The organism is Pseudomonas sp. MT92 (genome assembly GCF_058792515.1).
In genome coordinates this window covers 101,207-126,324 of sequence record NZ_JBXAFA010000018.1, presented here as the reverse complement: position 1 = coordinate 126,324, position 25,118 = coordinate 101,207, and the positions used below count along the sequence as shown (strand labels likewise).

Genomic DNA, 25,118 nt, shown 5'->3' with positions numbered 1-25,118 from the left:
TAATAGCAATTAGACGTGACATGTTGTCGCGCCTAGTCTTAAAGCTGATCAAACCGTCGGTGATGCCATGAACGCCAAGCGCCCTGACTGCTCGGCGCCCGCCTCCAAAACGCCCGAGCCCGCTGCCAGCCAGACTTACAGCTATAGCAACCTTCAATACTCTGAATCGGCCAGCACAGCGTTGGCTGAAGAAGTCGCGCTGGCGATTGCCTACAACGGCATCAGCCAGGCGGTCATGCTGGTGACACCGACCGATCTTGAAGACTTCGTCGTCGGCTTCAGTCTTGGCAGCGGCATCATCCAGGACGCTGGCGAGATTTATGACCTGCAACTCAGCGGCTCGGGTTCGGCGCAATACGCGCAAGTGACCATTGCCAACCGCGCGTTCTGGAACCTCAAGCAACAGCGCCGGCAACTGGCAGGCACCAGCGGTTGCGGGCTCTGCGGCGTGGAAGCGGTCGAACAGGCCTTGCCGGACCTTCAGGTGCTGCCCGGCGCACCGTTGCCGCCCGCCGAATGGCTCGACGGCCTGCGCCAGCGCATCAGTGAGTTCCAGCCGCTGGGCCAGTATTGCGGTGCGGTACACGCTGCGGTGTTCATGAACGATCAGGGCCAATTGTTGCTGGGTCGCGAAGACATCGGCCGGCACAACGCCCTCGACAAACTGATTGGCGGCCTGATCCGTCGCAATATCCCGATCAGCGGCGGACTGGCGATTGTCACCAGCCGTTGCAGCCTCGAATTGATCCAGAAAGTGCTGCGCGCCGGCATCCAGACCCTGGTCAGCCTGTCCTCGCCCACAGGCCTTGCCGTGCAATGGGCCCGTCGCCACAACCTCAACCTCATCCATTTGCCACAAAAGAATGCGCCACGGGTCTACAGCCCGGCTTTGGAGAATCAAGCGTGAGTCAACACCGTCAAGCCGACCAGACACCCGTTCCTCGCTACAAACCCTACAAAGGCCCCGCCGGTGGCTGGGGCGCCCTGATCAGCGTCGCCCAAGCCTGGTTGACCAGCGACAACGCGCTGAAAAACCTGCGCATGATGCTCAAGACCAACAAGAACGGCGGCTTCGATTGCCCCGGTTGCGCCTGGGGCGATTCGCTGGAAGGCGGCATGGTGGCGTTCTGCGAGAACGGCGCCAAAGCGGTGAACTGGGAAGCGACCAAACGACGTGTCGACGGCAAATTCTTCGCCAGACACAGCGTCACCTCGTTGCTGGAGCAGAGCGACTACTGGCTTGAATACCAGGGCCGCCTGACCGAGCCGTTGCGCTACAACGCCGAGACCGATCGGTACCAACCCATCAGCTGGGACGATGCCTTTGCCCTGATCGCCAAGCATCTGCGCGGCTTGTCGAGCCCGGATCAAGCCGAGTTCTACACCTCGGGACGTGCCAGCAACGAAGCGGCTTTTCTCTATCAGTTGTTCGTGCGTGCCTACGGCACCAACAACTTCCCCGACTGCTCGAACATGTGCCACGAGGCCAGTGGTGTCGCGTTGGCGCAGAGCGTTGGCGTCGGCAAGGGCACCGTGACCTTCGATGACTTTGAGCACGCCGATGCCATTTTCGTCTGGGGCCAGAACCCCGGCACCAACCATCCACGGATGCTCGAACCGCTGCGCGATGCAGTGAAACGTGGCGCTCAAGTGGTGTGTATCAACCCGCTCAAAGAACGGGGCCTGGAACGCTTCCAGCACCCGCAACACCCGATCGAAATGCTCACCAATGGCGACAAGCCGACCAACACCGCGTACTTCCGCCCGGCACTGGGCGGCGACATGGCGATCATGCGGGGCATGGCCAAGTTCCTGTTGCAGTGGGAGCGCGACGCGCAGAAGGCGGGTGAGCCTGCCGTGTTCGATCACGATTTCCTCAACGAACACAGCGTCAACGTGCTGGATTACCTGGCCGTCATTGACGACACCCCGTGGGAGCAGATCGTCGAGCAGTCCGGCCTGCCCCTGGTGGAAATCGAGCAGGCCGCGCGCATGTACGCCAAAGGCAAGAACGTCATCATGTGCTGGGCCATGGGCATCACCCAGCATCGCCATTCGGTGGCGACCATCCAGGAAATCGCCAACCTGATGCTGCTGCGTGGCAACATCGGGCGTCCGGGCGCGGGGCTGTGCCCGGTGCGTGGCCACAGTAACGTGCAGGGCGATCGGACCATGGGCATCAACGAGCGCCCGCCGGTGGCGTTCCTCGATGCGCTGGAGCGCCGTTTCCCATTCAAAGTGCCACGTGAAAACGGTCACAACGTGGTCGAGGCGATTCACGCCATGGCCGAAGGCCGCGCCAAAGTTTTCATGGCCCTGGGCGGCAACTTCGCCCAAGCCACGCCCGACAGCCCAAGGACCTTCCAGGCCCTGAGCAATTGCGACCTGACCGTACAAATCAGCACCAAGCTCAATCGCAGCCATCTGGCCCACGGTAAAGATGCGCTGATCTTGCCGTGCCTGGGCCGGACCGATATCGACCGACAAACCGAAGGCCCCCAAGCGGTGACCGTCGAAGACTCCTTCAGCATGGTCCACGCCTCCAACGGCCAATTGGAGCCGCTGTCGAACCAGATGCGTTCGGAGCCGGCGATTCTGGCCGGTATCGCGGCAGCCACGCTGGGCAACCACCCGGTGGGCTGGAACTGGCTGGTGGCCGACTACAGACGCATCCGCGACCTGATTGCCGACACCATCCCCGGCTTCAAGGACTTCAACGAGAAAATCAAGAATCCAGGGGGGTTCTACCTCGGCAACAGCGCCGGTGCGCGCAAATGGAACACCGCGTCAGGCCGGGCCAATTTCCGCCCGAACGTTTTGCCCAAGGACCTGGTGCACGAACGCACCCGCGCCACCGGCGTACGGCCGGACCTGATCCTGCAATCGATGCGCTCCCACGATCAGTACAACACCACGATCTATGGGCTCAATGACCGCTATCGCGGGGTGAAAGGCCAGCGTGACGTGTTGTTCGTCAACGAAGCCGACATCATTCGCCTGGGCTTCAAGCCAGGGCAGAAGGCGGACATCGTATCGATCTGGGATGACGGCCTGGAGCGTCGGGTGAAAGGCTTCACGCTGCTGGCGTTTGATATCCCGGCCGGGCAGGCGGCGGCCTACTATCCGGAAGTAAACCCGTTGGTGCCGCTGGAAAGCACCGGGGATGGCAGCCATACGCCAACGTCGAAGTTCGTCGCCATCCGCCTGGAAGCGGCGAGCGAGACCGGGTTGATCATGGCCAGGTCGGCTTAAGCGGCGTCTGGTCCAGCACTATCGCGAGCAAGCTCGCTCCCACCGGCTTTTGTGTTCAACACTGATCCATTGTGGGAGCGAGCCTGCTCGCGATGGCGCCATCACTGACAACAAATATTGAGGGGCAATCACTTTCCAATCGCCCACAAAAAAGGCCGTTTTTGCGTAAAAACGGCCTTTGCCAAGTAGCAACAGACCGGCCAAAAACCGTTAAGTTCCGCCCCAAAAACAGTAACTTATCGAAATGTGCGCAAGTCGTGTTACTCGTCGGATTTCGATTGTCACAGTTATGACACAGCCTCAGGATCGCGCCGTCATCCCCTTGAGGTTCCTCTATGAAGTTCTCCTCGATTCTCTTGTTGTCCCTTGGCCTGGTCAGTGGCTTCGCCTCCGCTGGCGGCACCACCGAAGCAGGTGTGGGCGGCGCATTGGGCGGGGTTCTGGGCTCAGTCGTCGGTCAGTCGTTAGGCGGCAATACAGGTTCCACCATTGGCGCGGCCCTGGGCGGCGCGGGTGGTAGCGCCGTCGGCGCAAACAAACACAGCCGTGGCGAAGCCGCCATTGGTGGTGCGCTGGGCGCAGCAGGCGGTAACGTGGTCGGCCGCAGCATGGGCGGCACCACCGGCAGCCTGATCGGCTCCGCAGCAGGCGGCGGCGCAGGTGGCGCGCTGGGTAACTACATGGGCAACGAGAGTAACCGTGAGGACGATCGTCGCTCCTATCGTGGCCATGATGATCGACGTTACTACCGTGACGATCACCCTGGGCGTGGCCATGCCTACGGCCATCGCAAGCACCACAGGTACTATCACGACCGCGACTGAGGCCTCGATCGCCTCGTTAGCCGGTACTTCAAAAAATCGCAGCCCACGGGCTGCGATTTTTTTTGCCCGTCTAAACCACCAGGCGCTCCAGCGCTGCGCGCAACTGCCCGGGAATCGCCACCGGCTGATTTGACGCACGATCCACAAACACGTGCACGAAGCGCCCCGCCGCACAGGCTTCATCCTCCCCGGCCTTGAACACTGCCAGCTCATACTGCACCGAACTGTTGCCCAACTTGCCTACCCGCAAACCGATCTCGATGCGGTCCGGGAAAGCGACGGAAGCAAAGTAATCACAGGCCGAACTCACCACGAAGCCCACCACCTCGCCATCGTGGATGTCCAGCCCCCCGACTTCAATCAGGTAGGTGTTCACCGCCGTATCGAAGAAGCTGTAGTAGGTCACGTTGTTCACGTGACCGTAGGCATCGTTGTCGTGCCAGCGCGTGGTGATGGGTTGGAAATGCGGGTAATCGGAACGTTGAGGCATCAGCGTGGGTTCCTGGAGTCGGGCTGCCAGTCTACGTCGAAAACCGTGTCACGAAGCATCGTCGGGGGACACCGCGCTTGCCAGGTGCTGTTCAGCCCACCCACGTACCTCGGCGTAGGGATAATCCTCAAGCACCGCAAACCCCGAAATCGCCCGCGCCTTGAGTTTGGTGAACAGCGGCACGCTGATCCCGCACAGAAACCGCGTCACCCGCTCCGCCGATGGCACGCCGCCCGTGTGCTGTTGATGCCTGTGGATAAAGTCCCCACACAAGGCCTCGAAGTTTTTATCCACAAGCGCCGGCAATGGCGGTGGCTCCGGCAATCGCGCCACCTGCCCGTGACACACCGAGCAATGTCCGCATTGCGTGGGGGCGTTGGTGTCGCCGAAATACTCGGCCAGGCGATAGCCCAGGCAATGCTCGGTAGCGAACAGGTCCAGCATGGCGTGAATCCGCGCGATTTCGGTGTGTTCATGCCGGGTGAAATACCCGTGCAGCTCTTCACTCAACACGACGCTATCGAAACCGGTTTGCAGCAGGCTGTAGACCTCGGTCATCTGCTTGCTTTCCAGCTCGACCCAACCCTTCTCCTGGAAGTAATCGAGCGCCTTGACCACCCGGCTGCGCTCGGCCTGATGCTGCTGATACAACGCCTCGAAATTCACCGTGGCCCAGGTCCGTGCGCGGCTGGAGGTCTGAATGATCGCCGCGACAAAATCCCTGCGCTCGCCCTCGAAACGCGCCAGCAACGCCTCAGGCTCCAGCAAGTACTTGAAACGGTACTCGGCGTAGTAGGCGTAACGCGGGGCGATCAGGCCACGCAGTTCCAGTTGCACCAGCAAGGTCTTGAGTGGCAGTTGGCGAATGTTGCTCTGATCCGCCAAAGGCCCGAGCAAAAACTCCCATTGCCCCTCGGGCGCAGCGGCCTGCATTTCGTCGAGCACACAGCGGATGCCATACAGCTCCGGGGTGTCGCCATAGACGAAGTTTTCCAGCACGTTAAGGCTGTCGCGGTTGGCCAGGACCAGACAGTCGGATGGCTGTCCGTCACGCCCGGCACGGCCGATTTCCTGGCTGTAGTTTTCGATGGATTTGGGCAGATCGAAATGCACCACGTTGCGGATGTCACTCTTGTCGATGCCCATGCCGAACGCGATGGTGGCGACGATGCAATTGGACTGCCCGCCCATGAAGCGCTTCTGGATCGCTTCGCGTTGTTCATGGGGCAACCCGGCGTGATAGGCCTCGGCCTGAATGCCGTTGCGGCTCAGGTGCTCGGCGATCTGTTCGGCGGTTTTCTGCAGGGTGACGTAGACGATGCTCGGCTGGTCGGGACGCTGGCTCATCCACTCGACAAGGCGTCGGCGCTTGTCCTGCCCGCGCACCGGTTCCACCAACAGATTGAGGTTGGGCCGATAGAAACCGGTGGTCACCACATCCTCGGGGGCGATGGCGAATTTGGCCTGCATGTCGGCGATCACCTTGGGCGTCGCGGTGGCCGTCAGCAGCAATACCTGAGGAATGTTGAACTGGCGCTGATAGTCGGGAAGCTTGAGGTAATCGGGGCGGAAGTTGTGGCCCCACTCCGAGATGCAATGCGCCTCGTCCACCACCAGCAGCGAGATCGGCACCTGCTGCAAGAAGTTGCGAAAGCGCTCGTTTTTCAGGCGCTCCACCGAGATCATCAAAATCTTTAATTCGCCGGACTTGGCCCGGGCCATCACGTCGCTGGCGTCATCACGGCTCTGGGCCGAATCGATACTGCCCGCGGCAATGCCGTGGCGCTGCAGGAACGCCAGTTGATCCTGCATCAACGCCAGTAACGGCGAGACCACCAGCGTCAGGTGCGGCAGCAAGACGGCCGAAAGCTGATAGCACAGGGACTTGCCAGAGCCCGTGGGGAAAATCGCCGCCGCCGAGCGCCCCGCCAGCACCGCGCTGACCGCCGCCTCTTGGCCGGGTCGAAACTGTGGATAACCGAAAACCTGTTCCAGGGTGTTGTGCATAAGCTGTCACTCCGTTGACCGCTGCGAAGTGCAAAGCCTAGTCGGCGATGGCAGCGAGTCGAGAAAAGGTCGGGGGCGCAAAACGATTCGGGATGATACAGCGGATGGTGGAACGACAATGCAAGGCATCAGGCTTCAGGCATTAGTTGACTGTCGGGCTCCTTCACCACAAAACTCGAAACACCCTACAGAATCTGAAGCGCCCGTTGCCGAGTTTCCTGGCGCGGCGACTGACAACTGCGCAGGAATTTTTACCGCAAGCAGTTACGCGGTAAAAAACCGCTACCCACTCGTAGGTCTCTTCCTCAAAAGCCAGTAAAGACCCTACAAAACCTGTCCATCTCAGCCGTCTTGTGGCACCGCCTCACGCCCTTCTATAGTTTGCGGCGCGGCTGAAAACAGTGTCTCGGCCTGCCGGGCACACTTGCCGACTTCGTACAGGACTGACCTTGATGAACAACCCCGAATCACTCAACGACCGCTATCGCCCGCTCAAAACCCGCTACAGCGATACTCCGGTACTGGTGATCGACACCGAAGCCGATCCGGTCGAGATCCTCGACGCCGCCCACCAACGCATCCGCGCCGCCAGCAACCTGTTGGAAACCCTGTACTGCCTGTGCTTCAAAGAGGCCGACACCAGCGACATCCCCAATATCGTCAGCGCGCTGTACCTGCTGACCCAGGACGGCAACGACCTGCTCGACATCGCCCGCCAACGCCTGCCGAAACTCACTGGCTAACGACCACCACATCCCCCTGTAGGAGCTGGCTTGCCAGCGAAGAACGGTAGATAACGCCGTCAGCAACGCCCTATGCAAGCTTCGGCACGGTCCTACAAAAGAAGACAACTTGTCGGCTATCGCGGGCCGGGGACTCATTCATATAGTTCAACTGCCGCGGTAATCAGCGGCTCGGGCTTGGTCACCCGAGAACAATGAGATCCACATTCCCATCTAAAAATAGAGGTGTTCTTCAGTGACCACGTTAAATCCATTTCCCAATCGCTACCGCCCGCTCCACACCAGCCTCACCGACTCCCCACCCCTGATCATCGACACCGAAGCCAACCCCCAGGACATCCTCGGAGCCGCCCTCCAGCGCATCCGGGCCTCCAGCGACCTGCTCCGCACCCTGCACTGCCAAAACTTCCACGACGGCGATGTCGAAGACATCCCCCACATCACCCACGCGCTCTACCTCCTGACCCAGGACGGCTGTGACCTGCTCAAGGTCGCACAGCAACGCATGCTCAACTGGAAAGCGCCAGCCTGAGACCACTGCTAAAACTGGCATTATTCTGGCTGTTTACCGTAATTTCAGCTGGAATAATGGCAGTACAAAGGAGGTCCCCCAGAAAATTTGATGCAGTGCGGCGCCTTCAGGGCAAGGCGATGCTTCTTAACTTAAGTGCTATTATTCTGGCAGTTAAGGCTAAAAAATGAAGGAATATTGGCACATGGCCAAGAAGACCGCACCACTCCTGCCCGCCGCTTCCCGATTGCTTGCCGAGTTCGGGGAGCGACTGAAACTGGCACGACTGCGCCGCAAGCTCACCGCCAAGCAAGTCGCCGAGAGATCAGGCATGTCACTGACAACCTTGCGCTCTCTGGAATCCGGTGGTTCAGGCGTGACCATCGGTGCCTACCTGTCCGTCATGCAGGTGCTGGGCCTTGAAAAAGACCTGAGCAAACTCGCGGCAACCGATGAGGTGGGGCGGCAACTGCAGGACGCACAACTGAAACCCAGGGCCGCTTCATCCAACGACTCGAACCGACTGGCACGTAAAGTCAGCGTGGCTAAAAAAGCCCCCCCCAAAACCGGAAAAGAGACTGAAGTCATTGAAAGCGCCAGCCCCGCAGAAGATCTGCTGGCTGACTACCCCTTCAACACCCACTCTCTTTCCAGTCTGTTGACCCAGAAAAAAACCAAGTCCACGACAGGTGAACAATGACGCAGATTGCGGTGTATGCCGATTGGGAGTCCTTGAATGGGCCCAGGCGTCTCGGTTTCCTGCATGCCCGAAAGACCCGGTCCACAGAAGTCTTCGAGTTTGAGTACGACAGGGTTGCGCTGGCCGATCCCGAGTTGAATTTCACAGCGCTGGACCCTCGCATCAGCCTCTATGAAGGCCGGCAGTTTCCCGGACAACATCAAAGCCGATTTGGCGTGTTCGCTGACTCAAGCCCGGATCGATGGGGCCAACTGTTGATGAAACGGCGGCTGGAACGGGATATCCGCGACGGCTTGATTGCCAAGGGCAGCAAGCTCCACGAATCAGATTTCCTGCTGGGTGTACATGACCTCTATCGGGTCGGTGCGATCCGCTACAAGCTTAATGACCAAGGCAACTTTCTCGATGATCGCGATGGCGTGGCCGCCCCGCCCTTCATTGAGTTGCGGGCGCTGGAGCAAGCCAGTCGAGCCTTGGAAAACGATCCGGACAACACCTCACTCGATGGCCGTGAGTGGCTGAGAATGTTGATCGCACCGGGCGGCTCACTCGGTGGTGCCCGCCCCAAGGCCAGCGTTGCAGACGAGCACGGTCACTTGTGGATCGCCAAGTTCCCCAGTACCCGCGATGACTATGACGTTGGCGCCTGGGAACTGGTGGTCAATGCCCTGGCCAATCACTGCGGCCTGCGCGTCGCAACCGGTATCGCCCGACGCTATGCCAGTGATCATCACTGCTTCATGGTCAAGCGCTTCGATCGCACCGAACGGGGTGGCCGACTGCACTTTGCCTCAGCCATGACCCTGACTGATCGCGTTGACGGGGACGATGCTTCAGTCGGCGCAAGCTACCTTGAGTTGGCCGAAGTGCTCATGGAACACGGCTCGCAAACCAACGCGGACCTACGGGAGTTATGGTCTCGCATTGTGTTCAACATTCTGGTTTCCAATACCGACGATCACCTGCGCAATCATGGCTTCATCCTCGACCCAGGTCGGGGATGGCGCTTGTCTGCCGCCTATGACATGAACCCGGTGGCCCATGCCGACGGTTTGAAACTCAACATCACCGATGCCGACAACGCACTGGATCTGGAGTTGGCGCGAGAAGTGGCGGAATATTTTCGGGTCAGTCATGCGGATGCAGAAAATATCATCGACCGCTTCAAAGACGTTGTCAGCCAATGGCCAACGCTGGCGCAGGCATTGGGGCTCTCAAAACGTGAGCAGGACAATATGGCGCCTGCATTTCGATTGGCGGAGCCTACGCAATGAACCTCGCCCCCCACTTTCCCGACACCCCCGCCATGCACCTGCTCATGCAGCTGCTGCACGAAGAAATCGGCCTGCCCGAACGAAAAACCATCAGCCTCGACACCTCGATCAATGTCGACCTTGGCTGCAACGGCGCGGATGCCCAGCACTTGATCGAAAGCCTGGAAGAGCAGTTCGCCATCGATTTCGTGGACTACGACAGTTATCGCTATTTCCAGCCCGACGGCTACGATGTATTCCTCAAGCGCAAAGCCAAGGGTCGCGGCGACAAGATTCCGCTGACCATCGGTATGCTCTACCGCGCCATCAAGGCGCAACGCTGGGACACCGAGGAGCTTGAAGGACGGTAACGTCCCCAGCCCATGACGATAAGGACATTATGGGGCGGCTGGGTCGCTGCAGGTGCTTGTCAGGCATTGTGCTGCACCTGAAAACCTGAATAACGCCCACAAAAAACCGCCCCGAGAGGCGGTTTTTTCATTGCATCAAACCAACGCTTACAACTGAGGACCGGCAGCCTTGATCGCGTCGCTCACGTCGAACTTCTTGAAGTTCTCGATGAACAGGCCGGCCAGTGCTTTGGCGGCTTCGTCGTAGGCGGCTTTGTCAGCCCAGGTGTTGCGTGGGTTCAGCAGGCCAGTCTCAACGCCCGGAACGGCCAGTGGCACGTCGAGGTTGATGGTGTCCAGGTGCTCGGTCTGGGTACCGATCAGCGCGCCGCTCTGGATCGCTGCGATCACCGCACGGGTGGTCGGGATGTTGAAGCGCTTGCCGACGCCGTAGCCGCCACCGGTCCAGCCGGTGTTGACCAGGTAGACCTTGGAGCCGAAGCCGCGGATGCGCTTGATCAGCAGTTCTGCGTATTCGCCAGCCGGACGCGGGAAGAACGGTGCGCCGAAGCAGGTAGAGAAGGTCGACTTGATGCCGCTGCCCGAACCCATTTCAGTCGAACCCACCAGCGCGGTGTAGCCGGACAGGAAGTGGTAGGCCGCTTGCTCTTCGTTGAGGATCGACACTGGCGGCAGCACGCCGGTCAGGTCGCAGGTCAGGAAGATGACAGCGTTCGGCTCGCCACCGAGGTTTTTCTCGGAGCGCTTGGCAACGTGCTCCAGCGGGTAAGCGGCGCGGCTGTTCTGGGTCAGGCTGACATCGGCGTAGTCGGCGTGCTTGGCGTCATCGATGACGACGTTTTCCAGCACTGCGCCGTGCTTGATGGCTTTCCAGATGACCGGCTCGTTCTTCTCGGACAGGTCGATGCACTTGGCATAGCAACCGCCTTCGATGTTGAACACCACGCCCTCGCCCCAACCGTGCTCGTCGTCACCGATCAGGTAACGGCTTTCGTCGGCGGACAGGGTGGTTTTCCCGGTGCCGGACAGACCGAAGAACAGGGTCACGTCGCCCTCTTCGCCGATGTTGGCGGCGCAGTGCATTGGCAGCACGTCGGCGGCCGGCAGCAGGAAGTTCTGCACCGAGAACATGGCTTTCTTCATTTCACCGGCGTAGCGCATGCCAGCGATCAGCACTTTCTTCTGTGCGAAGTTGAGGATCACGCAACCATCGGAGTTGGTGCCGTCACGCTCTGGAACGCATTCGAAGTTGGCAACGTTGAGCACTTGCCACTCATCACGGCCAGCCGGGTTGTACTGGGCCGGGTTGATGAACAGGCAGCGGCCGAACAGGTTCTGCCAGGCAGTCTGGGTGGTCATCTTCACGGCCAGGTAGTGGTCGGAAGCCGCACCTACATGCACGTGGGAAACAAAATGCTCTTGCGCGTTGTTGAACGCCTCTACGCGATCCCACAGGGCGTCGAACTTGTCGGCCGGGAACTTGCGGTTGATCGGGCCCCAGGCGATGGCGCCTGTGGTGGTCGGCTCATCAACGATGAAACGATCGACTGGCGAACGGCCGGTACGGTGACCGGTACGAACAACCAGTGCGCCGGTATCGGCAAGCTCGCCTTCACCGCGGTTGAGGGCTTCTTTAACCAGATCATCAACACTCAGATCGGTGTACACGGCGTTATTGGCTTGCGTCATGAGGTTCCCCGTCGGCCAGTGGCCGAGTGCTCCAAACGTTTTGTAGTAGAAAGTCGCGCACTACTACCGCGAAAAAAGTGGGCCGGATTATGCCAGAAAAGCCCAAAAATAGTAGGGCCCTCCCGTCGTAACGGCGTTATTCCGGCACAAACCAGTGAATTTACCTGCGCTGAACCGTTTTAGTGACGGGTATCTGACGGCGTCTCGACACCCGCTCCAGCAAACAATTGAGTGACATCGGCGGCATCAAACAGGTACTGCTGGTTGCAGAACTGGCAGTCGATCTCGATTTTTCCACCGTGTTCAATCACCAGGTTCTGCGCGTCTTCCATACCCAGACTGACCAGGGCATTGGCCGAACGTTCGCGCGAACAGCTGCAACGGAAGCGCAGTCTCTGCACATCGAACAGACGCACCTGCTCTTCATGGTAGAGGCGATGCAGCACGGTTTCGTTGTCCAGACTCAGCAGTTCATCGGCGGTCAGGGTGGTGGCCAGCGCGGTGAGGTGCTGCCAGCTGGCGGCGCGTTCCTCTTCGTCCTTCAAACGGTCGGCGGGCAACTGTTGCAGCAACAGGCCACGCGCGTGGCGGCCATCGGCGCACAGCTTGATGCGGGTGCCAATCTGCTGCGACATGACGAAGTAGTTGGTGAAGCAGTCGGACAACGTTTCGCCATCCAGATCGACGACGCCCTGATAGCGCTGGCCCTGGTTAGGGTCAATGGTCAGGGTCAGCGAGCCATCCGGCATCAAGTCGGCCAGGGTTGCGTCGGGGGCAATCCGGTCCGCCTCGTAACGCGCCAGGCCACGAATGTCGCGCTCACTGGAGCACTCGATCATCAGCAGCGGGATCGGACCTTCGGAACGGGCTTGAAGGATCAGCAACCCATCGAACTTCAATGTGCCGACCAGCAACGCCGCAGCCGCCATCAGCTCGCCGAGCAGTTGCGCGACCGGCTCCGGATAGGCGTGTTTGGCCAAGACTTCAGCGTAGCTGAGCTCTAGCGAAACCATCTCGCCACGGGTGTCGCTGTCATCGAAGATGAAGCGTTGGGTGAAGTCGTTATCCGGTAAGTCGGTCATAAGTCTGGTATCTGAAGTGGTGACAAAAAAGTAGTGGCAGAATTCGAGGTTACGCCCTGGCTATAGCGTATTGCAGCCTGGTATTGGGTTAGAGGGCGCTGTGCGCTTTACGACCAATGGCTCATGTACGGTAGGCCAATTACCTCATATGGCTACACGCAGGCGCAAATACAAGTCTTGGCCTGATTGATGTGATCGGTGGCTTCGGTCAATCAATCGTTGCTGCTGCCACGAAACTTGAACAGATCACGCCGTTGTTTCTTGCTCGGCTTGCCATCAGTACTCACCCCCAAAGCCCCCGCCTTGCGCTGCGCCGCCGCGTTTTCGCGCTTGGCGATACTGGCCTCGGTTTCGGCGTACAGCGTCTGTGCCTCCGGCGCGCCACGGCGCACGATCGACAGCGCCTGGACCACCACGGTGCGCTCCTCGAAACCGGTACGAATCACAAATTCATCGCCAATGCGCGGTTCCTTGCCCGGTTTGCAACGCTCACCCCGGCAATGCACCTTGCCGCTTTCAATCGCGGCCTTGGCCAAGGCACGCGTCTTGTAAAAACGCGCGGCCCATAACCATTTATCGAGGCGGACTTTGTCGTCCTCTTCGTTTTTTTGTGCCATGGGATTTCCTCATACTGAAATATTGGTGAACTGTACTACCGTTTCTGTCGTACCAAGAATTACCTCGTCTCGGATTACAATGCAGGCATTCCAGAACCTCCCTGAAGGGCTGGAAATCCGGGCCGTAGATATCTGTCGCCTTTTAATCATTATTCTGCGTGAATACCGCGAATCGGGCCGTGTGCGGCCCAGCGGTTACTACCGGTTGAGCACCTTTGAAGACATTTGACCATTTGACCGTCGTCGGTCTGCGCGAGTGGGTGGCGCTCCCGGATTTGGGAGTCGCGGGCCTTCGGGCAAAAATCGACACCGGCGCCAGCACCTCCAGCCTGCATGCCACCGACATCGAGACCTTCGAGCGCGACGGTGAGCAGTGGGTGCGTTTCACGGCGCACCTGGGCACGGTGGTGCAATTGCGTCACCGTCGTTGCGAAGCGCCGCTGGTGACGATGAAAACCATTAAAAGCTCTAACGGTCACGCGCAGGTGCGATACGTGATCAGCACCACCCTGGCGCTCGGTGATCGGGTCTGGCGAGTCCAGTTCACGCTCGCTTGTCGCAAATCCATGCGTTATCGCCTGTTACTCGGTTCCAAAGCCCTGATCGATGGCCAGTTGGTGGTCAATCCGGGCATTAAATATGTACAAGACAAGCCGGTGTTCCCGGTATCTACCTCCTCCACAGGTGTTGCATGAAGATCGCTGTGCTGTCGCGGAACCCGCGTCTGTATTCCACCCGCCGCCTGGTCGAAGCCGGTACCGAACGCGGCCATGAAATGGTGGTAGTCGACACCCTGCGCGCCTACATGAACATTGCCAGCCACAAACCGCAGATCCACTACCGCGGCAAACCGCTGGAAGGTTTCGATGCCGTGATCCCTCGCATTGGTGCGTCGGTCACGTTTTACGGTTGCGCAGTGTTGCGCCAGTTCGAAATGATGGGGGTTTTTCCGCTTAACGAATCGGTGGCCATCGCCCGCTCGCGGGACAAACTGCGTTCTCTGCAATTGCTGTCGCGCCGGGGCATCGGTTTGCCGGTGACCGGGTTTGCCCACTCGCCGGACGATATTCCCGACCTGATCGCGATGGTCAACGGCGCACCGCTGGTGATCAAGGTACTGGAAGGCACCCAGGGCATCGGCGTGGTGTTGTGCGAAACCGCCACGGCGGCAGAGTCGGTGATCGAGGCGTTCATGGGCCTCAAGCAAAACATCATGGTTCAGGAATACATCAAGGAGGCCGGCGGCGCCGACATTCGCTGCTTCGTGGTGGGCGACAAGGTGATTGCCGCCATGAAGCGCCAGGCCAAGCCGGGTGAGTTTCGCTCCAACCTGCATCGCGGCGGCAGCGCCAGCCTCATCAAGATCACGCCGGAAGAACGCATGACGGCGTTGCGGGCGGCCAAGGTCATGGGACTGGCGGTGGCGGGTGTGGATATCCTGCGCTCCAATCACGGGCCGCTGGTGATGGAAGTGAACTCATCGCCGGGCCTGGAAGGCATCGAGACCACCACCGGCAAGAACGTGGCGGGGATCATCATCGAGCATCTGGAGAAGAATGGCGGGCCGAATATGACGCGGACCAAAGGGAAAGGCTGATCCTGGAGGCTTGTGGCGGCTGGCAAGCCGCCATAAGCCCCACCGAAGAAATCAGCGCTTAAACCGCATCCCGCGGCAGCATCAACCCCAGCGGCAAGCGCACCCGCGCTTCCAGCCCTCCGCCGGAACGGTTGCGCAATTCAACATTGCCACCATGCATCGAAGCAATCCGCTTCACGATCGCCAATCCCAAACCGGTGCCCTTCCCGCCCCGTGCACGATCGCCACGGGTGAACGGGTTGAAGATCGCTTCCAGTTCCGCAGGATCGATTCCAGCACCACGATCCATCACGCTCAGCACCACATAAGGCGCGGCGGTGTCCCCGGATACGTATGCCGCCACTTCCACGCCGCTGCCGGCGTGATGCAGCGCGTTGCCAATCAGGTTGTTCAGCAGTCGCTTCATTGACACCCGACGCAGCGGGAATGGCTGGATCGGTTCCAGACGCAAGCGCACTTTTTCCTCGGTCTGGTTGTACGGCGCGGCGACTTCGCGGACCAGGTCGCTCAGGTCCACCTCTTCCACCGACTCATCGCGACCATCGCGAATGAACGCCAGGAACTGATCGAGAATCGCGTCCATGTCTTCGATGTCGCGAACCATGTCGTCGGTCAGGTCGCTGCGGTCGCCCATCAACTCCAGGGACAAGCGCAAACGGGTCAGTGGCGTACGCAGGTCGTGGGACACCCCGGCCAGCATCAGCTCGCGCTCGCGACCGGCCTGCTCGACATCTTCGGCCATCTGGTTGAAGGCGCGATACACCTCGGTCATTTCACTGGGCGTATCGCTGATCGGCAGACGCACGCTGCGACCCTGGCCAAGCTGGCGTGCGGCATAGACGAGGCGCTTCAGAGGCTGATTGAGCTGGCTGACAAAAATCCACGCCGCTGCAGTGGACAGCAAGCCAATGGCGAGAAACCAGCCCAGGACGTTCCAGATTTTCTGGCCGCGCAGCGGATGCGGGTACAGCGGTACTTTCAACCAGCCTTCGCCCAGGCTTGGCGCCCGGACCCACAACGCCGGCGGTGAATGCATGCGCAATCGCACCTCGGTGTCCGCCCCCAGTTCGGCCTGCATCTGCCGCTGGTAGATCTCGCTGTAGGGCCAGTGTTGCTCACCTTCCGGCACGCCGGCACCTACCACCCGTATCAGGGGCACGGCATCGGCGATCTTGTCGCGGTTGTTTTCATCGGCGGCCCAATAGGCGCGCAGTGTCAGGGCGACACCGTGGCTGTACTGACGGTCCACCAGCACGTCTTCGTTCATCAACAGATAAACCAGGGTCAGCGCCTTGGAAAACAGGACGACGATGAGCACCAGCCAAAGGGTGCGGGAGAAGAAGCTCTGGGGGAACCAAACCGGGGTTTTCATGGATAACCGCTACATACTTGCAGGAGCGAGCCATGCTCGCATATTGCGGATCGCGAGTCTGCGGGCGGGATCATATGATCCATCGCCCGTACGACCCGCTCCTACAAATCACCGATCACTTGGTGGCGGTGCCATCCGGAACGAACACGTAGCCTACACCCCAGACCGTCTGGATATAACGCGGCTTGGATGGATCCGGCTCGATCATCCGGCGCAGACGGGAGATCTGCACGTCGATGGAACGCTCCAGGGCATCCCATTCGCGGCCACGGGCCAGGTTCATCAGCTTGTCACGGGTCAGCGGCTGACGGGCATTCATCACCAGGGCCTTGAGTACCGCAAACTCACCGGTGGTGAGCATGTGCACTTCTTCACCACGCTTGAGCTCGCGGGTGGCCAGGGACAGTTCGTAGTCGCCGAAGGTCACGCTTTCGTCTTCGCTGCCCGGTGCGCCCGGCACCGGGGCCGATTGACGACGCAATACAGCCTTGACGCGCGCCATCAGCTCGTCCGGGTTGAACGGCTTGGCCAGGTAATCGTCGGCGCCCAGTTCCAGGCCCTTGATACGGCTCAGCTCATCGCCCTTGGCGGTCAGCATGATGATCGGAATCTGATTGTTCGCGCCGCGCAGGCGGCGGCAGGCGGTCAGGCCGTCTTCGCCGGGCAGCATCAGGTCGAGGACGACCAGGTTGAACACTTCGCGCGCCAGCAGGCGATCCATTTGCTCGGTGTTCGGGACGGCACGGGCGCGGTAGCCCTTGCTGACGAAAAAACGCTCCAGCAGGCTGCTGAGGCCCGGATCGTCGTCAACAATAAGAATTTTCTCGCCTTCAGCAATGTTTGCAGTGCTGCTCATTGGATGCTCCTTTGATCTCGGCGCGCATTATGGCGTAGCTGCCGTTATACGCACCGTGTGCATTGTTAGCAGATTTTTCCTCTACCGCCAGAAAACCGGCCGTTACACCTGCACCCCGCGATGCCCCCTAACGGCAGAACGCTGGTTATAATGCGCGGCCATTTGTGTCAGGCAACATCGGACCGGTACTACAGACAGACGCTATTTATTTTCGTAGCGTTGGCAGTATTTGTTCGATTTCACGGGTCAACGGAGTGCCTGTTGACTCAGGTAGCGGCGCAGGCCAGGCCGCTCAACCAGACTCGCCAAGCCCCTATTTCTGCGCCTGCGAGCCTGCTTTCACAATTTGTCAGGTGGTTTTATGGACAGCATCAACAGCCGCATCGCCGAGGAACTCGGCGTACGCCCACAACAGGTCGAAGCGGCCGTCGCGCTACTCGATGAAGGCTCCACGGTTCCCTTCATCGCCCGTTACCGGAAAGAAGTGACCGGCAGCCTCGATGACACCCAGTTGCGTCATCTGGAAGAGCGTCTGCGCTACCTGCGAGAACTCGACGAACGGCGCATCAGCATCCTGGCCAGTATCCAGGAGCAAGGCAAGCTGACCCCGCAACTCGAGCGTGACATCAAGCTCGCCGACACCAAGACCCGCCTCGAAGACTTGTACCTGCCGTACAAGCAGAAGCGCCGCACCAAGGGCCAGATCGCCCTCGAAGCCGGCCTCGGCGACCTGGCCGACGGCCTGTTCAACGACCCGACCCTGACGCCGGATGCCGAAGCCGCCCGCTTCGTCGATGCCGAAAAAGGCGTGGCCGACGTGAAAGCTGCCCTCGAAGGCGCCAAATACATCCTCATGGAGCGCTTCGCCGAGGACGCCGGCCTGCTGGACAAGCTGCGCAATTACCTCAAGCAGGAAGCCACCCTCAGTGCCCGCGTGATCGCCGGCAAGGAAGAGGAAGGCGCCAAGTTCCGCGACTACTTCGAACACGACGAACCGCTCAAAAGCATGCCATCGCACCGCGCGCTGGCGATTTTCCGTGGCCGCAACGAAGGCATTCTCAGCTCCGCGCTGAAAGTCGGCGACGAATTGCCCGGCACCATGCACCCGTGCGAAGGCATGATCGGCCAGCACGTCGGCATCCAGAACCAGAACCGCGCCGCCGATAAATGGCTGGGCGAAGTGGTGCGCTGGACCTGGAAGGTCAAGCTCTACACCCACCTGGAAACCGACCTGCTGGGCGAACTGCGCGATAGCGCGGAAACCGAAGCGATCAACGTGTTCGCCCACAACCTGCACGACCTTCTGCTGTCGGCCCCGGCCGGCCCGCGCGCCACCCTGGGCCTCGACCCGGGCCTGCGCACCGGTTGCAAGGTCGCCGTGGTCGATTCCACCGGCAAGCTGCTGGATCACGCCACGGTTTATCCGCACGTGCCGCACAACAAATGGGACCAGACCATCGCCGTGCTGGCCGCCCTGTGCGCCAAACATTCTGTCGATCTGATCGCCATCGGCAACGGCACCGCCAGCCGTGAAACCGACAAGCTGGCCGCTGAACTGATCAAAAAATACCCGGCCATGAAGATGACCAAAGTCATGGTCTCCGAAGCCGGTGCATCGGTTTACTCGGCGTCGGAACTGGCGTCCAAGGAATTTCCGGACCTGGACGTGTCGATCCGTGGCGCCGTGTCGATTGCCCGCCGCCTGCAAGACCCGCTGGCCGAGCTGGTGAAGATCGATCCGAAATCCATCGGTGTCGGTCAGTACCAGCACGACGTGTCGCAGCTGAAACTGGCGCGCGGCCTGGATGCGGTGGTCGAGGACTGCGTGAACGCCGTGGGTGTGGACGTGAACACCGCTTCCGTGGCGCTGCTGGCGCGCATTTCCGGCCTCAACGCGACCCTGGCGCAGAATATCGTCAGCCACCGCGACGAGCACGGTGCTTTCAAAACCCGCGCCGCGCTGAAGAAAGTCGCGCGCCTGGGCGAAAAAACCTTCGAACAGGCCGCCGGTTTCCTGCGCGTCATGAACGGCGAGAACCCGCTGGATTCGTCCGCCGTGCACCCGGAAGCCTATCCACTGGTGCAGCGTATCGCGGCTGAAACCGACCGCGACATTCGCTCGCTGATTGGCGATGCCGCGTTCCTCAAGCGCCTCGACCCAAAGAAATACACCGACGAAACCTTCGGCCTGCCGACCGTGACCGACATTCTCCAGGAGCTGGAAAAACCGGGGCGCGATCCACGTCCGGAGTTCAAGACCGCCGAATTCCAGGAAGGCGTCGAAGACCTCAAGGACTTGCAACTGGGCATGATCCTCGAAGGCGTGGTGACCAACGTGACCAACTTCGGCGCATTCGTCGACATCGGCGTGCATCAGGACGGTTTGGTGCATATCTCCGCACTATCGGAGAAGTTCATCAAAGATCCGCGGGAAGCGGTGAAAGCCGGTGATGTGGTGAAAGTGAAGGTCATGGAAGTCGACATCCCGCGTAAACGCGTGGGCCTGTCGATGCGCATGAGCGACACCCCGGGCGAGAAAATCGACGGTGCCCGTGGTGCACGTCCGGGATCGGCCCCGCGCCAATCCCAGAACACCGCGCCACGCAAGGAAACCACGGCGGCGGCACCGGCCAACAACGCCATGGCTTCGCTGTTCGCCAACGCCAAGCAGTTGAAGAAACGCTGATGGACATCCCGGCCGGGCTGACCGAAAGCGCGTTTTTCAAGCTGCTGGGCTGTCGCTTGCACAGCCTGGAAACCGGGGTGGCGCAAGTCGCCCTGGCGCTGGAACCACAGTTGCGCAATCGCGGTGGCAAGCTGCACGGTGGGGCCTTGTTCAGTCTGGTGGACATTGCCATGGGGCTGGCCTGTTCCAGCACCCACGGCTTTGACCAGCAGAGCGCGACCATCGAATGCAAGATCAACTACATCCGCGCCGTCGCTGACGGTGAGGTGATGTGCACGGCGCGGGTGATCCACCCGGGCCGGCGCACACTGGTGGTCGAGGCCGATGTGATGCAAGGCGACAAACTCGTCGCAAAAGCACAAGGCACGTTCGCAGTCCTGTAGCTACGCATCACCGATTTGAGTTAATTTCGGCGCAATGAAACCTGTGGGAGCGAGCAACCTCGCTCCCACAGGAATTGTGCGGTTATTGACTGACCGGCATATGGCCTGAGCGGCTCCAAAAACCAGGCGAAAACGCCAGTTTTAACTTCACCCTTGTAGACCGTCTTGCCCACCCCCATATTGGGGCGACTGACGCGTGAAGGAATCCAACTTGAGCGAACTTCTCAACCGCCGCCTGGCCCTGCTCGGCGAGCGCGCTAACCTCTCTCTGCTCGAACAGTGTCTTCACGGCATCGAACGTGAATGCCTGCGCGTGACCGATGAAGGTCGCCTGGCGCAAACGCCGCACCCGGAAGCATTGGGTTCCGCGCTAACCAACGAACAGATCACCACCGATTATTCCGAATCGCTGCTGGAGTTCATCACCCCGGCCCTGCCCGACCCGGCGGACACGCTGGCGAGCCTGGACAAGATTCACCGCTTTGCCTACAGCAAGCTCGGCAACGAGTACTTGTGGAGTCCATCGATGCCGTGCCCGCTGCCGGCCGAGGAAGATATCCCGATCGCCTATTACGGCACGTCCAACATCGGTCAGCTCAAGTACGTCTACCGCAAGGGCCTGGCCCTGCGTTACGGCAAGACCATGCAGTGCATCGCCGGGATTCACTACAACTTTTCCCTGCCGGAGAAACTCTGGCCCCTGCTCAAGCAGGCCGAAGGTTTCGTCGGCACCGACCGCGACTATCAGTCGTCGGCCTACATCGCCCTGATCCGCAACTTCCGCCGCTACAGCTGGCTGCTGATGTACCTGTTCGGCGCATCGCCAGCACTGGACGCCGGCTTCCTGCGCGGTCGCTCGCATCAGTTGGAACAGCTGGATCCGGACACCCTGTACCTGCCTTATGCCACCAGCCTGCGCATGAGTGACCTGGGTTACCAGAGCAACGCCCAGGCCGGCCTGACGCCGTGCTACAACGACCTGAGCAGCTACATCGACAGCCTGCGCAAAGCGGTGGCCACACCCTATGCGCCGTACGTCGAAGTCGGCACCCACAAGGACGGTGAGTGGGTTCAACTCAACACCAACATCCTGCAGATTGAAAACGAGTACTACTCCAACATCCGCCCCAAACGCGTGACCTACACCGGCGAACGGCCGATCCAGGCGCTGATGGCCCGCGGCATCCAGTACGTTGAAGTTCGCTGCCTGGACATCAACCCGTTCCTGCCGACGGGTATCGATCTCACCGAATCGCGCTTCCTCGACGCTTTCCTGCTGTACTGCGCCCTGAACGACAGCCCGCTGCTGACCAACACCAGTTGCGGCAATGCGACCTCGAACTTCCTCAGCGTGGTCAAGGAAGGTCGCCGTCCGGGCCTGCAACTGCAACGCGACGGTCACCCCGTTGACCTGAAAGAGTGGGCCGCACAATTGCTGGAAAACATCGCGCCACTGGCGGCGATGCTCGATCAGAGCCACGGCGGCGATGCTCACAGCAAGGCGCTGGATGCGCAGTTGGCCAAGGTTCAGGACCCCTCCCTGACGCCATCGGCCCAGGTCCTGGCGACCATGGCCGAGCACAAGGAAAGCTTTGCCCAGTTCTCCCTGCGCCAGAGCCGCGCCCACGCCGAGTTTTTCCGCAGCGAACCATTGCCGGCTGAAGAACAGGCCCGGTTTGAAGAACTGGCGCGTACGTCGCTGGCTCAACAAGCGGAGCTGGAACAGAACGAAGTCGGCGATTTCGACGTGTTTGTCGGGTCGTATCAGGCGAGCATCCTGGCGATCAGCAACTGACATCAGAAGGTTCTTCGGACCTTATCGCGAGCAGGCTCGCTCCCACAGTGGACTTTCAGTGTTGCCACAACTGTGTGCACACCCTGTTAGCACTGTGTGAGTGAGCCTGCTCGCGATTGAGCACGCAGCGGCCACGTTTAGGTTTTTCCGCTAATAAGCTAATTCGAAAAAGTTATTTATTTTTGAATTCTTATATCATTTAGTCTCCTTTTCACGCCGACTCTCGGTCGCCTGACAAGGAGCTTCTCGATGAAACTGCATTTCCCTCTTCGCCTGCTGGCGGCCGCTTCTTTGGCGGCAGCGAGCTTCTTTGCCCAGGCGGCTGACGTGACTGTCGCCTACCAGACCACCGTTGACCCGGCGAAAGTCGCCCAGGCCGACGGCGCCTATGAAAAAGCCACCAAGGCCGACATCAGCTGGCGCAAATTCGATAACGGTGCCGACATCATCGCCGCCATCGCCTCCGGCGACGTGCAGATCGGCTACCTCGGTTCCAGCCCCCTGACGGCGGCCATTACCCGCAAAGTCCCGGTGGAAACCTTCCTCATCGCCACCCAGATCGGCGCCGCCGAAGCGCTGGTGGCCCGTGATGGTTCCGGGATCAAGACCCCACAAGACCTGATCGGCAAGAAAATCGCCGTGCCATTCGTTTCCACCGGCCACTACAGCCTGCTGGCCGCGCTGAAGCACTGGAACATCGATCCGTCGAAAGTCACCGTCCTCAACCTCGCGCCGCCAGCCATCATCGCCGCATGGAAACGCGGTGACATCGATGCCACCTACGTGTGGGACCCGGCCCTGGGCGTCGCCAAGGAAAACGGCAAAGTGCTGATCACCTCCGGCGAACTGGCCAAGTTTGGCGCGCCGACCTTCGATGCCTGGATCGTGCGTAAAGACTTCGCCGAGAAGCACCCGGAAATCGTCACCGCATTCGCCAAGGTGACCCTGGACGCCTACGCCGACTACCGCAAAGACCCGAAAGCCTGGCTGGCCAATCAAGGCAACGTCGACAAACTTGTAAAACTGTCTGGCGCCAAGGCCAGCGATATTCCGCTGCTGCTGCAAGGCAACGTTTATCCGCTGGCGGCTGATCAGGTCATCACCCTCGGCGCACCGACCACCAAGGCCATCACCGACACCGCCGCGTTCCTCAAGGAACAAGGCAAGGTCGAGGCTGTGCTGCCTGACTACGCGCCGTACGTCAGCGCCAAGTTCATTACCCACTGATCGGGAGTTCATCGCCATGGCCTTGCTACAGCTGGAGCGTATCAGCGCACAGTACCCAGGCAGCCCGGAACCGGTGCTGTCGGATATTTCCCTGACCCTGGGGCCCCAGCAATTGCTGGTCGCCCTCGGCCCGTCCGGCAGTGGCAAGACCTCGCTGTTGAACCTGATTGCCGGTTTCGTCGAACCCAGCGCCGGGCGCATCACCCTCGATGGCGTCCCGGTCAAAGGCCCGAGCGCCGAACGCGGCGTGGTGTTCCAGGATGACGCCCTGCTGCCCTGGCAGGACGTGCTGGCCAACGTCGGCTTCGGTCTGGAACTGGCCGGCATCTCTCGGGACAAACGCGAAATCCGCGCCCGGGAAATGCTGGCACTAGTGGACCTTTCCGGCTTTGAAAACCGCCGCATCTGGCAACTGTCCGGTGGGCAGAAGCAGCGCGTCGGCCTGGCCCGCGCCCTCGCTGCCGACCCACGCGTTCTATTGATGGACGAACCCTTTGGCGCCCTCGATGCGTTCACCCGCGAGCAGATGCAGGAACTGCTGCTGCAAGTCTGGCGGCGCACGGCCAAACCGGTGTTCCTGATTACCCATGACATCGAGGAAGCGGTGTTCCTCGCCACCGACCTGATTCTGCTGGCGCCCAATCCGGGGCAAATCGTCGAGCGCCTGAGCCTGGACTTCGGTCAGCGTTACGCGGCCGGCGAGTCGGCACGGGCGATCAAATCCGACCCGCGCTTTATCGAAACCCGCGAACACGTGCTCGCCAGAGTCTTCTCCCAACGCAGCGCCGCCCAGCGGCAGGAGCGCGCATGAGCAGCTATGAAATCCCGGCCGTAGCGGTGAAACCTGGCGCTTCGGTGATTCCGGTTCGTCGCACTTTGAGCACTCGCTGGATCAGCGTGCTGACGCTGATTGCCCTGGTGGTGATCTGGTGGGCCGTGACGGCGACCGGTTTGATTGAACCCTTGTTCCTGCCGCCACCGTCCGCTGTCCTTCAAAAAGGCTGGTTGCTGGCCACCAGCGGCTACATGGATTCGACCTTGTGGCAGCACCTGGGCGCGAGCCTCAGCCGCATCGGCCTGGGCCTGGGCTTCGCGGTGCTGACCGCCGTACCCGTTGGCATCGCCATCGGCCACAACCGCATTGCTCGCGGCGTTCTCGATCCGCTGATCGAGTTCTACCGCCCGATTCCACCGCTGGCCTACCTGCCACTGATCGTGATCTGGTGCGGCATCGGCGAGCTGTCGAAAGTGCTGCTGATCTACCTGGCCATTTTCGCCCCGATCGCCATCGCCACCGCCACTGGCGTGCGCACCGTCGACCCGGCGAAATTGCGCGCCGCGCAGTCGTTGGGCGCGACCCGTGCGCAGTTGATTCGCCATGTGATTCTGCCCAGCGCGTTGCCGGACATTTTGACCGGCGTGCGCATTGGCCTGGGTGTGGGCTGGTCGACACTGGTCGCCGCCGAATTGATCGCCGCCACCAGTGGCCTGGGCTTCATGGTGCAGTCGGCCGCGCAGTTCCTGGTCACCGATGTGGTGGTCCTGGGGATTCTGGTGATCGCGCTGATTGCCTTTGCCATGGAGATGGGCCTGCGCGCCCTGCAACGCAAACTGGTGCCATGGCACGGCCAGGCTCACTAAAAATTGCCACGTGAAATACCTG

Annotated in this window: 23 protein-coding genes; 16 read left to right on the top strand and 7 right to left on the bottom strand. The window is 60.5% G+C overall.

The features are described from left to right. The first annotated feature begins 67 nt into the window (after positions 1-67). The 3 genes from fdhD to AC1Q6D_RS28285 all read left to right on the top strand — a co-directional run bounded on the left by fdhD (position 68) and on the right by AC1Q6D_RS28285 (position 4,076). Positions 68-907 (top strand): formate dehydrogenase accessory sulfurtransferase FdhD, encoded by an 840-nt coding sequence (fdhD, locus tag AC1Q6D_RS28295; RefSeq protein WP_103406032.1) that lies wholly within the window; start codon positions 68-70, stop codon positions 905-907. Continuing rightward, positions 904-3,252: an FdhF/YdeP family oxidoreductase gene (locus AC1Q6D_RS28290; RefSeq protein ID WP_103406033.1), complete on the top strand. Its 2,349-nt coding sequence runs from the start codon at positions 904-906 to the stop codon at positions 3,250-3,252. The genes fdhD and AC1Q6D_RS28290 overlap by 4 nt, the downstream gene beginning before the upstream one ends. 335 nt (positions 3,253-3,587) lie before the next feature. Then, entirely contained in the window at positions 3,588-4,076 is a 489-nt protein-coding gene (locus tag AC1Q6D_RS28285) for a glycine zipper domain-containing protein (RefSeq protein WP_103406034.1), read from the top strand. A 70-nt stretch (positions 4,077-4,146) separates the two neighbouring features. Here AC1Q6D_RS28285 and AC1Q6D_RS28280 read toward each other — a convergent pair whose 3' ends face one another. Both AC1Q6D_RS28280 and AC1Q6D_RS28275 read right to left on the bottom strand, forming a co-directional pair. After that, positions 4,147-4,566: an acyl-CoA thioesterase gene (locus AC1Q6D_RS28280; protein ID WP_047536247.1), complete on the bottom strand. Its 420-nt coding sequence runs from the start codon at positions 4,564-4,566 to the stop codon at positions 4,147-4,149. A 48-nt stretch (positions 4,567-4,614) separates the two neighbouring features. Then, on the bottom strand, positions 4,615-6,573 hold the full coding sequence (locus AC1Q6D_RS28275; protein WP_103406035.1) for a RecQ family ATP-dependent DNA helicase: 1,959 nt from the start codon (positions 6,571-6,573) through the stop codon (positions 4,615-4,617). A gap of 452 nt (positions 6,574-7,025) precedes the next feature. On the opposite strand from AC1Q6D_RS28275, the gene AC1Q6D_RS28270 reads away from it, so the two are divergent. The 5 genes from AC1Q6D_RS28270 to AC1Q6D_RS28250 all read left to right on the top strand — a co-directional run bounded on the left by AC1Q6D_RS28270 (position 7,026) and on the right by AC1Q6D_RS28250 (position 10,151). Further along, positions 7,026-7,316 (top strand): hypothetical protein, encoded by a 291-nt coding sequence (locus AC1Q6D_RS28270; RefSeq protein ID WP_103406036.1) that lies wholly within the window; start codon positions 7,026-7,028, stop codon positions 7,314-7,316. A gap of 235 nt (positions 7,317-7,551) precedes the next feature. After that, positions 7,552-7,848, top strand: coding sequence for a hypothetical protein (locus AC1Q6D_RS28265; RefSeq protein WP_103406037.1), 297 nt, complete (start codon positions 7,552-7,554; stop codon positions 7,846-7,848). A gap of 184 nt (positions 7,849-8,032) precedes the next feature. Then, positions 8,033-8,527, top strand: a complete 495-nt coding sequence (locus AC1Q6D_RS28260; RefSeq protein WP_103406038.1) for a helix-turn-helix domain-containing protein — start codon at positions 8,033-8,035, stop codon at positions 8,525-8,527. Continuing rightward, the gene (locus tag AC1Q6D_RS28255; RefSeq protein ID WP_103406039.1) at positions 8,524-9,801 is read left to right on the top strand and encodes a type II toxin-antitoxin system HipA family toxin; all 1,278 of its coding nucleotides are present in this window, start codon (positions 8,524-8,526) and stop codon (positions 9,799-9,801) included. Before AC1Q6D_RS28260 ends, AC1Q6D_RS28255 begins: the two co-directional genes overlap by 4 nt. Further along, positions 9,798-10,151 carry a DUF1493 family protein gene (locus tag AC1Q6D_RS28250; RefSeq protein ID WP_103406040.1) on the top strand — a complete coding sequence of 118 codons (354 nt, stop codon included), beginning with the start codon at positions 9,798-9,800 and terminating at the stop codon, positions 10,149-10,151. The genes AC1Q6D_RS28255 and AC1Q6D_RS28250 overlap by 4 nt, the downstream gene beginning before the upstream one ends. Before the next feature lie 147 nt (positions 10,152-10,298). On the opposite strand, the gene AC1Q6D_RS28245 is transcribed toward AC1Q6D_RS28250, so the two are convergent. The 3 genes from AC1Q6D_RS28245 to AC1Q6D_RS28235 all read right to left on the bottom strand — a co-directional run bounded on the left by AC1Q6D_RS28245 (position 10,299) and on the right by AC1Q6D_RS28235 (position 13,539). After that, positions 10,299-11,840, bottom strand: coding sequence for a phosphoenolpyruvate carboxykinase (locus AC1Q6D_RS28245; RefSeq protein WP_103406041.1), 1,542 nt, complete (start codon positions 11,838-11,840; stop codon positions 10,299-10,301). Between the two features lie 179 nt (positions 11,841-12,019). Then, positions 12,020-12,922, bottom strand: a complete 903-nt coding sequence (gene hslO / locus AC1Q6D_RS28240; protein WP_047536240.1) for an Hsp33 family molecular chaperone HslO — start codon at positions 12,920-12,922, stop codon at positions 12,020-12,022. Between the two features lie 212 nt (positions 12,923-13,134). Continuing rightward, complete coding sequence (locus AC1Q6D_RS28235) at positions 13,135-13,539, bottom strand: RNA-binding S4 domain-containing protein (protein ID WP_047536239.1); 405 nt, start codon at positions 13,537-13,539, stop codon at positions 13,135-13,137. A gap of 215 nt (positions 13,540-13,754) precedes the next feature. On the opposite strand from AC1Q6D_RS28235, the gene rimB reads away from it, so the two are divergent. Further along, positions 13,755-14,234 carry a retropepsin-like aspartic endopeptidase RimB gene (rimB, locus tag AC1Q6D_RS28230; protein WP_047536237.1) on the top strand — a complete coding sequence of 160 codons (480 nt, stop codon included), beginning with the start codon at positions 13,755-13,757 and terminating at the stop codon, positions 14,232-14,234. Beyond that, complete coding sequence (gene rimK, locus AC1Q6D_RS28225; RefSeq protein ID WP_034148478.1) at positions 14,231-15,136, top strand: 30S ribosomal protein S6--L-glutamate ligase; 906 nt, start codon at positions 14,231-14,233, stop codon at positions 15,134-15,136. The genes rimB and rimK overlap by 4 nt, the downstream gene beginning before the upstream one ends. Before the next feature lie 58 nt (positions 15,137-15,194). Here rimK and AC1Q6D_RS28220 read toward each other — a convergent pair whose 3' ends face one another. Next, positions 15,195-16,508 (bottom strand): ATP-binding protein, encoded by a 1,314-nt coding sequence (locus AC1Q6D_RS28220; protein WP_103406042.1) that lies wholly within the window; start codon positions 16,506-16,508, stop codon positions 15,195-15,197. Positions 16,509-16,623: 115 nt separating this feature from the next. After that, positions 16,624-17,364: an osmolarity response regulator transcription factor OmpR gene (gene ompR / locus AC1Q6D_RS28215; protein ID WP_047536233.1), complete on the bottom strand. Its 741-nt coding sequence runs from the start codon at positions 17,362-17,364 to the stop codon at positions 16,624-16,626. A gap of 361 nt (positions 17,365-17,725) precedes the next feature. Between ompR and AC1Q6D_RS28210 the strand changes: the two genes are divergently transcribed. The 6 genes from AC1Q6D_RS28210 (at position 17,726) to tauC (ending at position 25,096) form a co-directional block, all read left to right on the top strand. Further along, positions 17,726-20,050, top strand: coding sequence for a Tex family protein (locus tag AC1Q6D_RS28210; protein WP_103406043.1), 2,325 nt, complete (start codon positions 17,726-17,728; stop codon positions 20,048-20,050). Next, positions 20,050-20,433 carry a PaaI family thioesterase gene (locus AC1Q6D_RS28205; RefSeq protein ID WP_052193636.1) on the top strand — a complete coding sequence of 128 codons (384 nt, stop codon included), beginning with the start codon at positions 20,050-20,052 and terminating at the stop codon, positions 20,431-20,433. The genes AC1Q6D_RS28210 and AC1Q6D_RS28205 overlap by 1 nt, the downstream gene beginning before the upstream one ends. Before the next feature lie 211 nt (positions 20,434-20,644). Continuing rightward, a complete protein-coding gene (gene gshA / locus AC1Q6D_RS28200; RefSeq protein WP_103406044.1) occupies positions 20,645-22,228 on the top strand; it encodes a glutamate--cysteine ligase in 1,584 nt (527 codons plus the stop codon). Between the two features lie 249 nt (positions 22,229-22,477). Further along, complete coding sequence (gene tauA, locus AC1Q6D_RS28195) at positions 22,478-23,455, top strand: taurine ABC transporter substrate-binding protein (protein WP_103406045.1); 978 nt, start codon at positions 22,478-22,480, stop codon at positions 23,453-23,455. Between the two features lie 16 nt (positions 23,456-23,471). Further along, on the top strand, positions 23,472-24,266 hold the full coding sequence (tauB, locus tag AC1Q6D_RS28190) for a taurine ABC transporter ATP-binding subunit (protein ID WP_103406046.1): 795 nt from the start codon (positions 23,472-23,474) through the stop codon (positions 24,264-24,266). After that, on the top strand, positions 24,263-25,096 hold the full coding sequence (gene tauC / locus AC1Q6D_RS28185; RefSeq protein ID WP_103406047.1) for a taurine ABC transporter permease TauC: 834 nt from the start codon (positions 24,263-24,265) through the stop codon (positions 25,094-25,096). The genes tauB and tauC overlap by 4 nt, the downstream gene beginning before the upstream one ends. The last annotated feature ends 22 nt before the right edge of the window (positions 25,097-25,118 follow it).

Bases quoted from the DNA above. Each gene is read 5' to 3' on its own strand.
- fdhD (WP_103406032.1), top strand. From the start codon at position 68: ATGAACGCCAAGCGCCCTGACTGCTCGGCGCCCGCCTCCAAAACGCCC.
- AC1Q6D_RS28285 (WP_103406034.1), top strand. From the start codon at position 3,588: ATGAAGTTCTCCTCGATTCTCTTGTTGTCCCTTGGCCTGGTCAGTGGC.
- AC1Q6D_RS28280 (WP_047536247.1), bottom strand. From the start codon at position 4,566: ATGCCTCAACGTTCCGATTACCCGCATTTCCAACCCATCACCACGCGC.
- AC1Q6D_RS28275 (WP_103406035.1), bottom strand. From the start codon at position 6,573: ATGCACAACACCCTGGAACAGGTTTTCGGTTATCCACAGTTTCGACCC.
- AC1Q6D_RS28270 (WP_103406036.1), top strand. From the start codon at position 7,026: ATGAACAACCCCGAATCACTCAACGACCGCTATCGCCCGCTCAAAACC.
- AC1Q6D_RS28260 (WP_103406038.1), top strand. From the start codon at position 8,033: ATGGCCAAGAAGACCGCACCACTCCTGCCCGCCGCTTCCCGATTGCTT.
- AC1Q6D_RS28255 (WP_103406039.1), top strand. From the start codon at position 8,524: ATGACGCAGATTGCGGTGTATGCCGATTGGGAGTCCTTGAATGGGCCC.
- AC1Q6D_RS28250 (WP_103406040.1), top strand. From the start codon at position 9,798: ATGAACCTCGCCCCCCACTTTCCCGACACCCCCGCCATGCACCTGCTC.
- AC1Q6D_RS28245 (WP_103406041.1), bottom strand. From the start codon at position 11,840: ATGACGCAAGCCAATAACGCCGTGTACACCGATCTGAGTGTTGATGAT.
- hslO (WP_047536240.1), bottom strand. From the start codon at position 12,922: ATGACCGACTTACCGGATAACGACTTCACCCAACGCTTCATCTTCGAT.
- AC1Q6D_RS28235 (WP_047536239.1), bottom strand. From the start codon at position 13,539: ATGGCACAAAAAAACGAAGAGGACGACAAAGTCCGCCTCGATAAATGG.
- rimK (WP_034148478.1), top strand. From the start codon at position 14,231: ATGAAGATCGCTGTGCTGTCGCGGAACCCGCGTCTGTATTCCACCCGC.
- AC1Q6D_RS28220 (WP_103406042.1), bottom strand. From the start codon at position 16,508: ATGAAAACCCCGGTTTGGTTCCCCCAGAGCTTCTTCTCCCGCACCCTT.
- ompR (WP_047536233.1), bottom strand. From the start codon at position 17,364: ATGAGCAGCACTGCAAACATTGCTGAAGGCGAGAAAATTCTTATTGTT.
- AC1Q6D_RS28210 (WP_103406043.1), top strand. From the start codon at position 17,726: ATGGACAGCATCAACAGCCGCATCGCCGAGGAACTCGGCGTACGCCCA.
- AC1Q6D_RS28205 (WP_052193636.1), top strand. From the start codon at position 20,050: ATGGACATCCCGGCCGGGCTGACCGAAAGCGCGTTTTTCAAGCTGCTG.
- tauA (WP_103406045.1), top strand. From the start codon at position 22,478: ATGAAACTGCATTTCCCTCTTCGCCTGCTGGCGGCCGCTTCTTTGGCG.
- tauB (WP_103406046.1), top strand. From the start codon at position 23,472: ATGGCCTTGCTACAGCTGGAGCGTATCAGCGCACAGTACCCAGGCAGC.
- tauC (WP_103406047.1), top strand. From the start codon at position 24,263: ATGAGCAGCTATGAAATCCCGGCCGTAGCGGTGAAACCTGGCGCTTCG.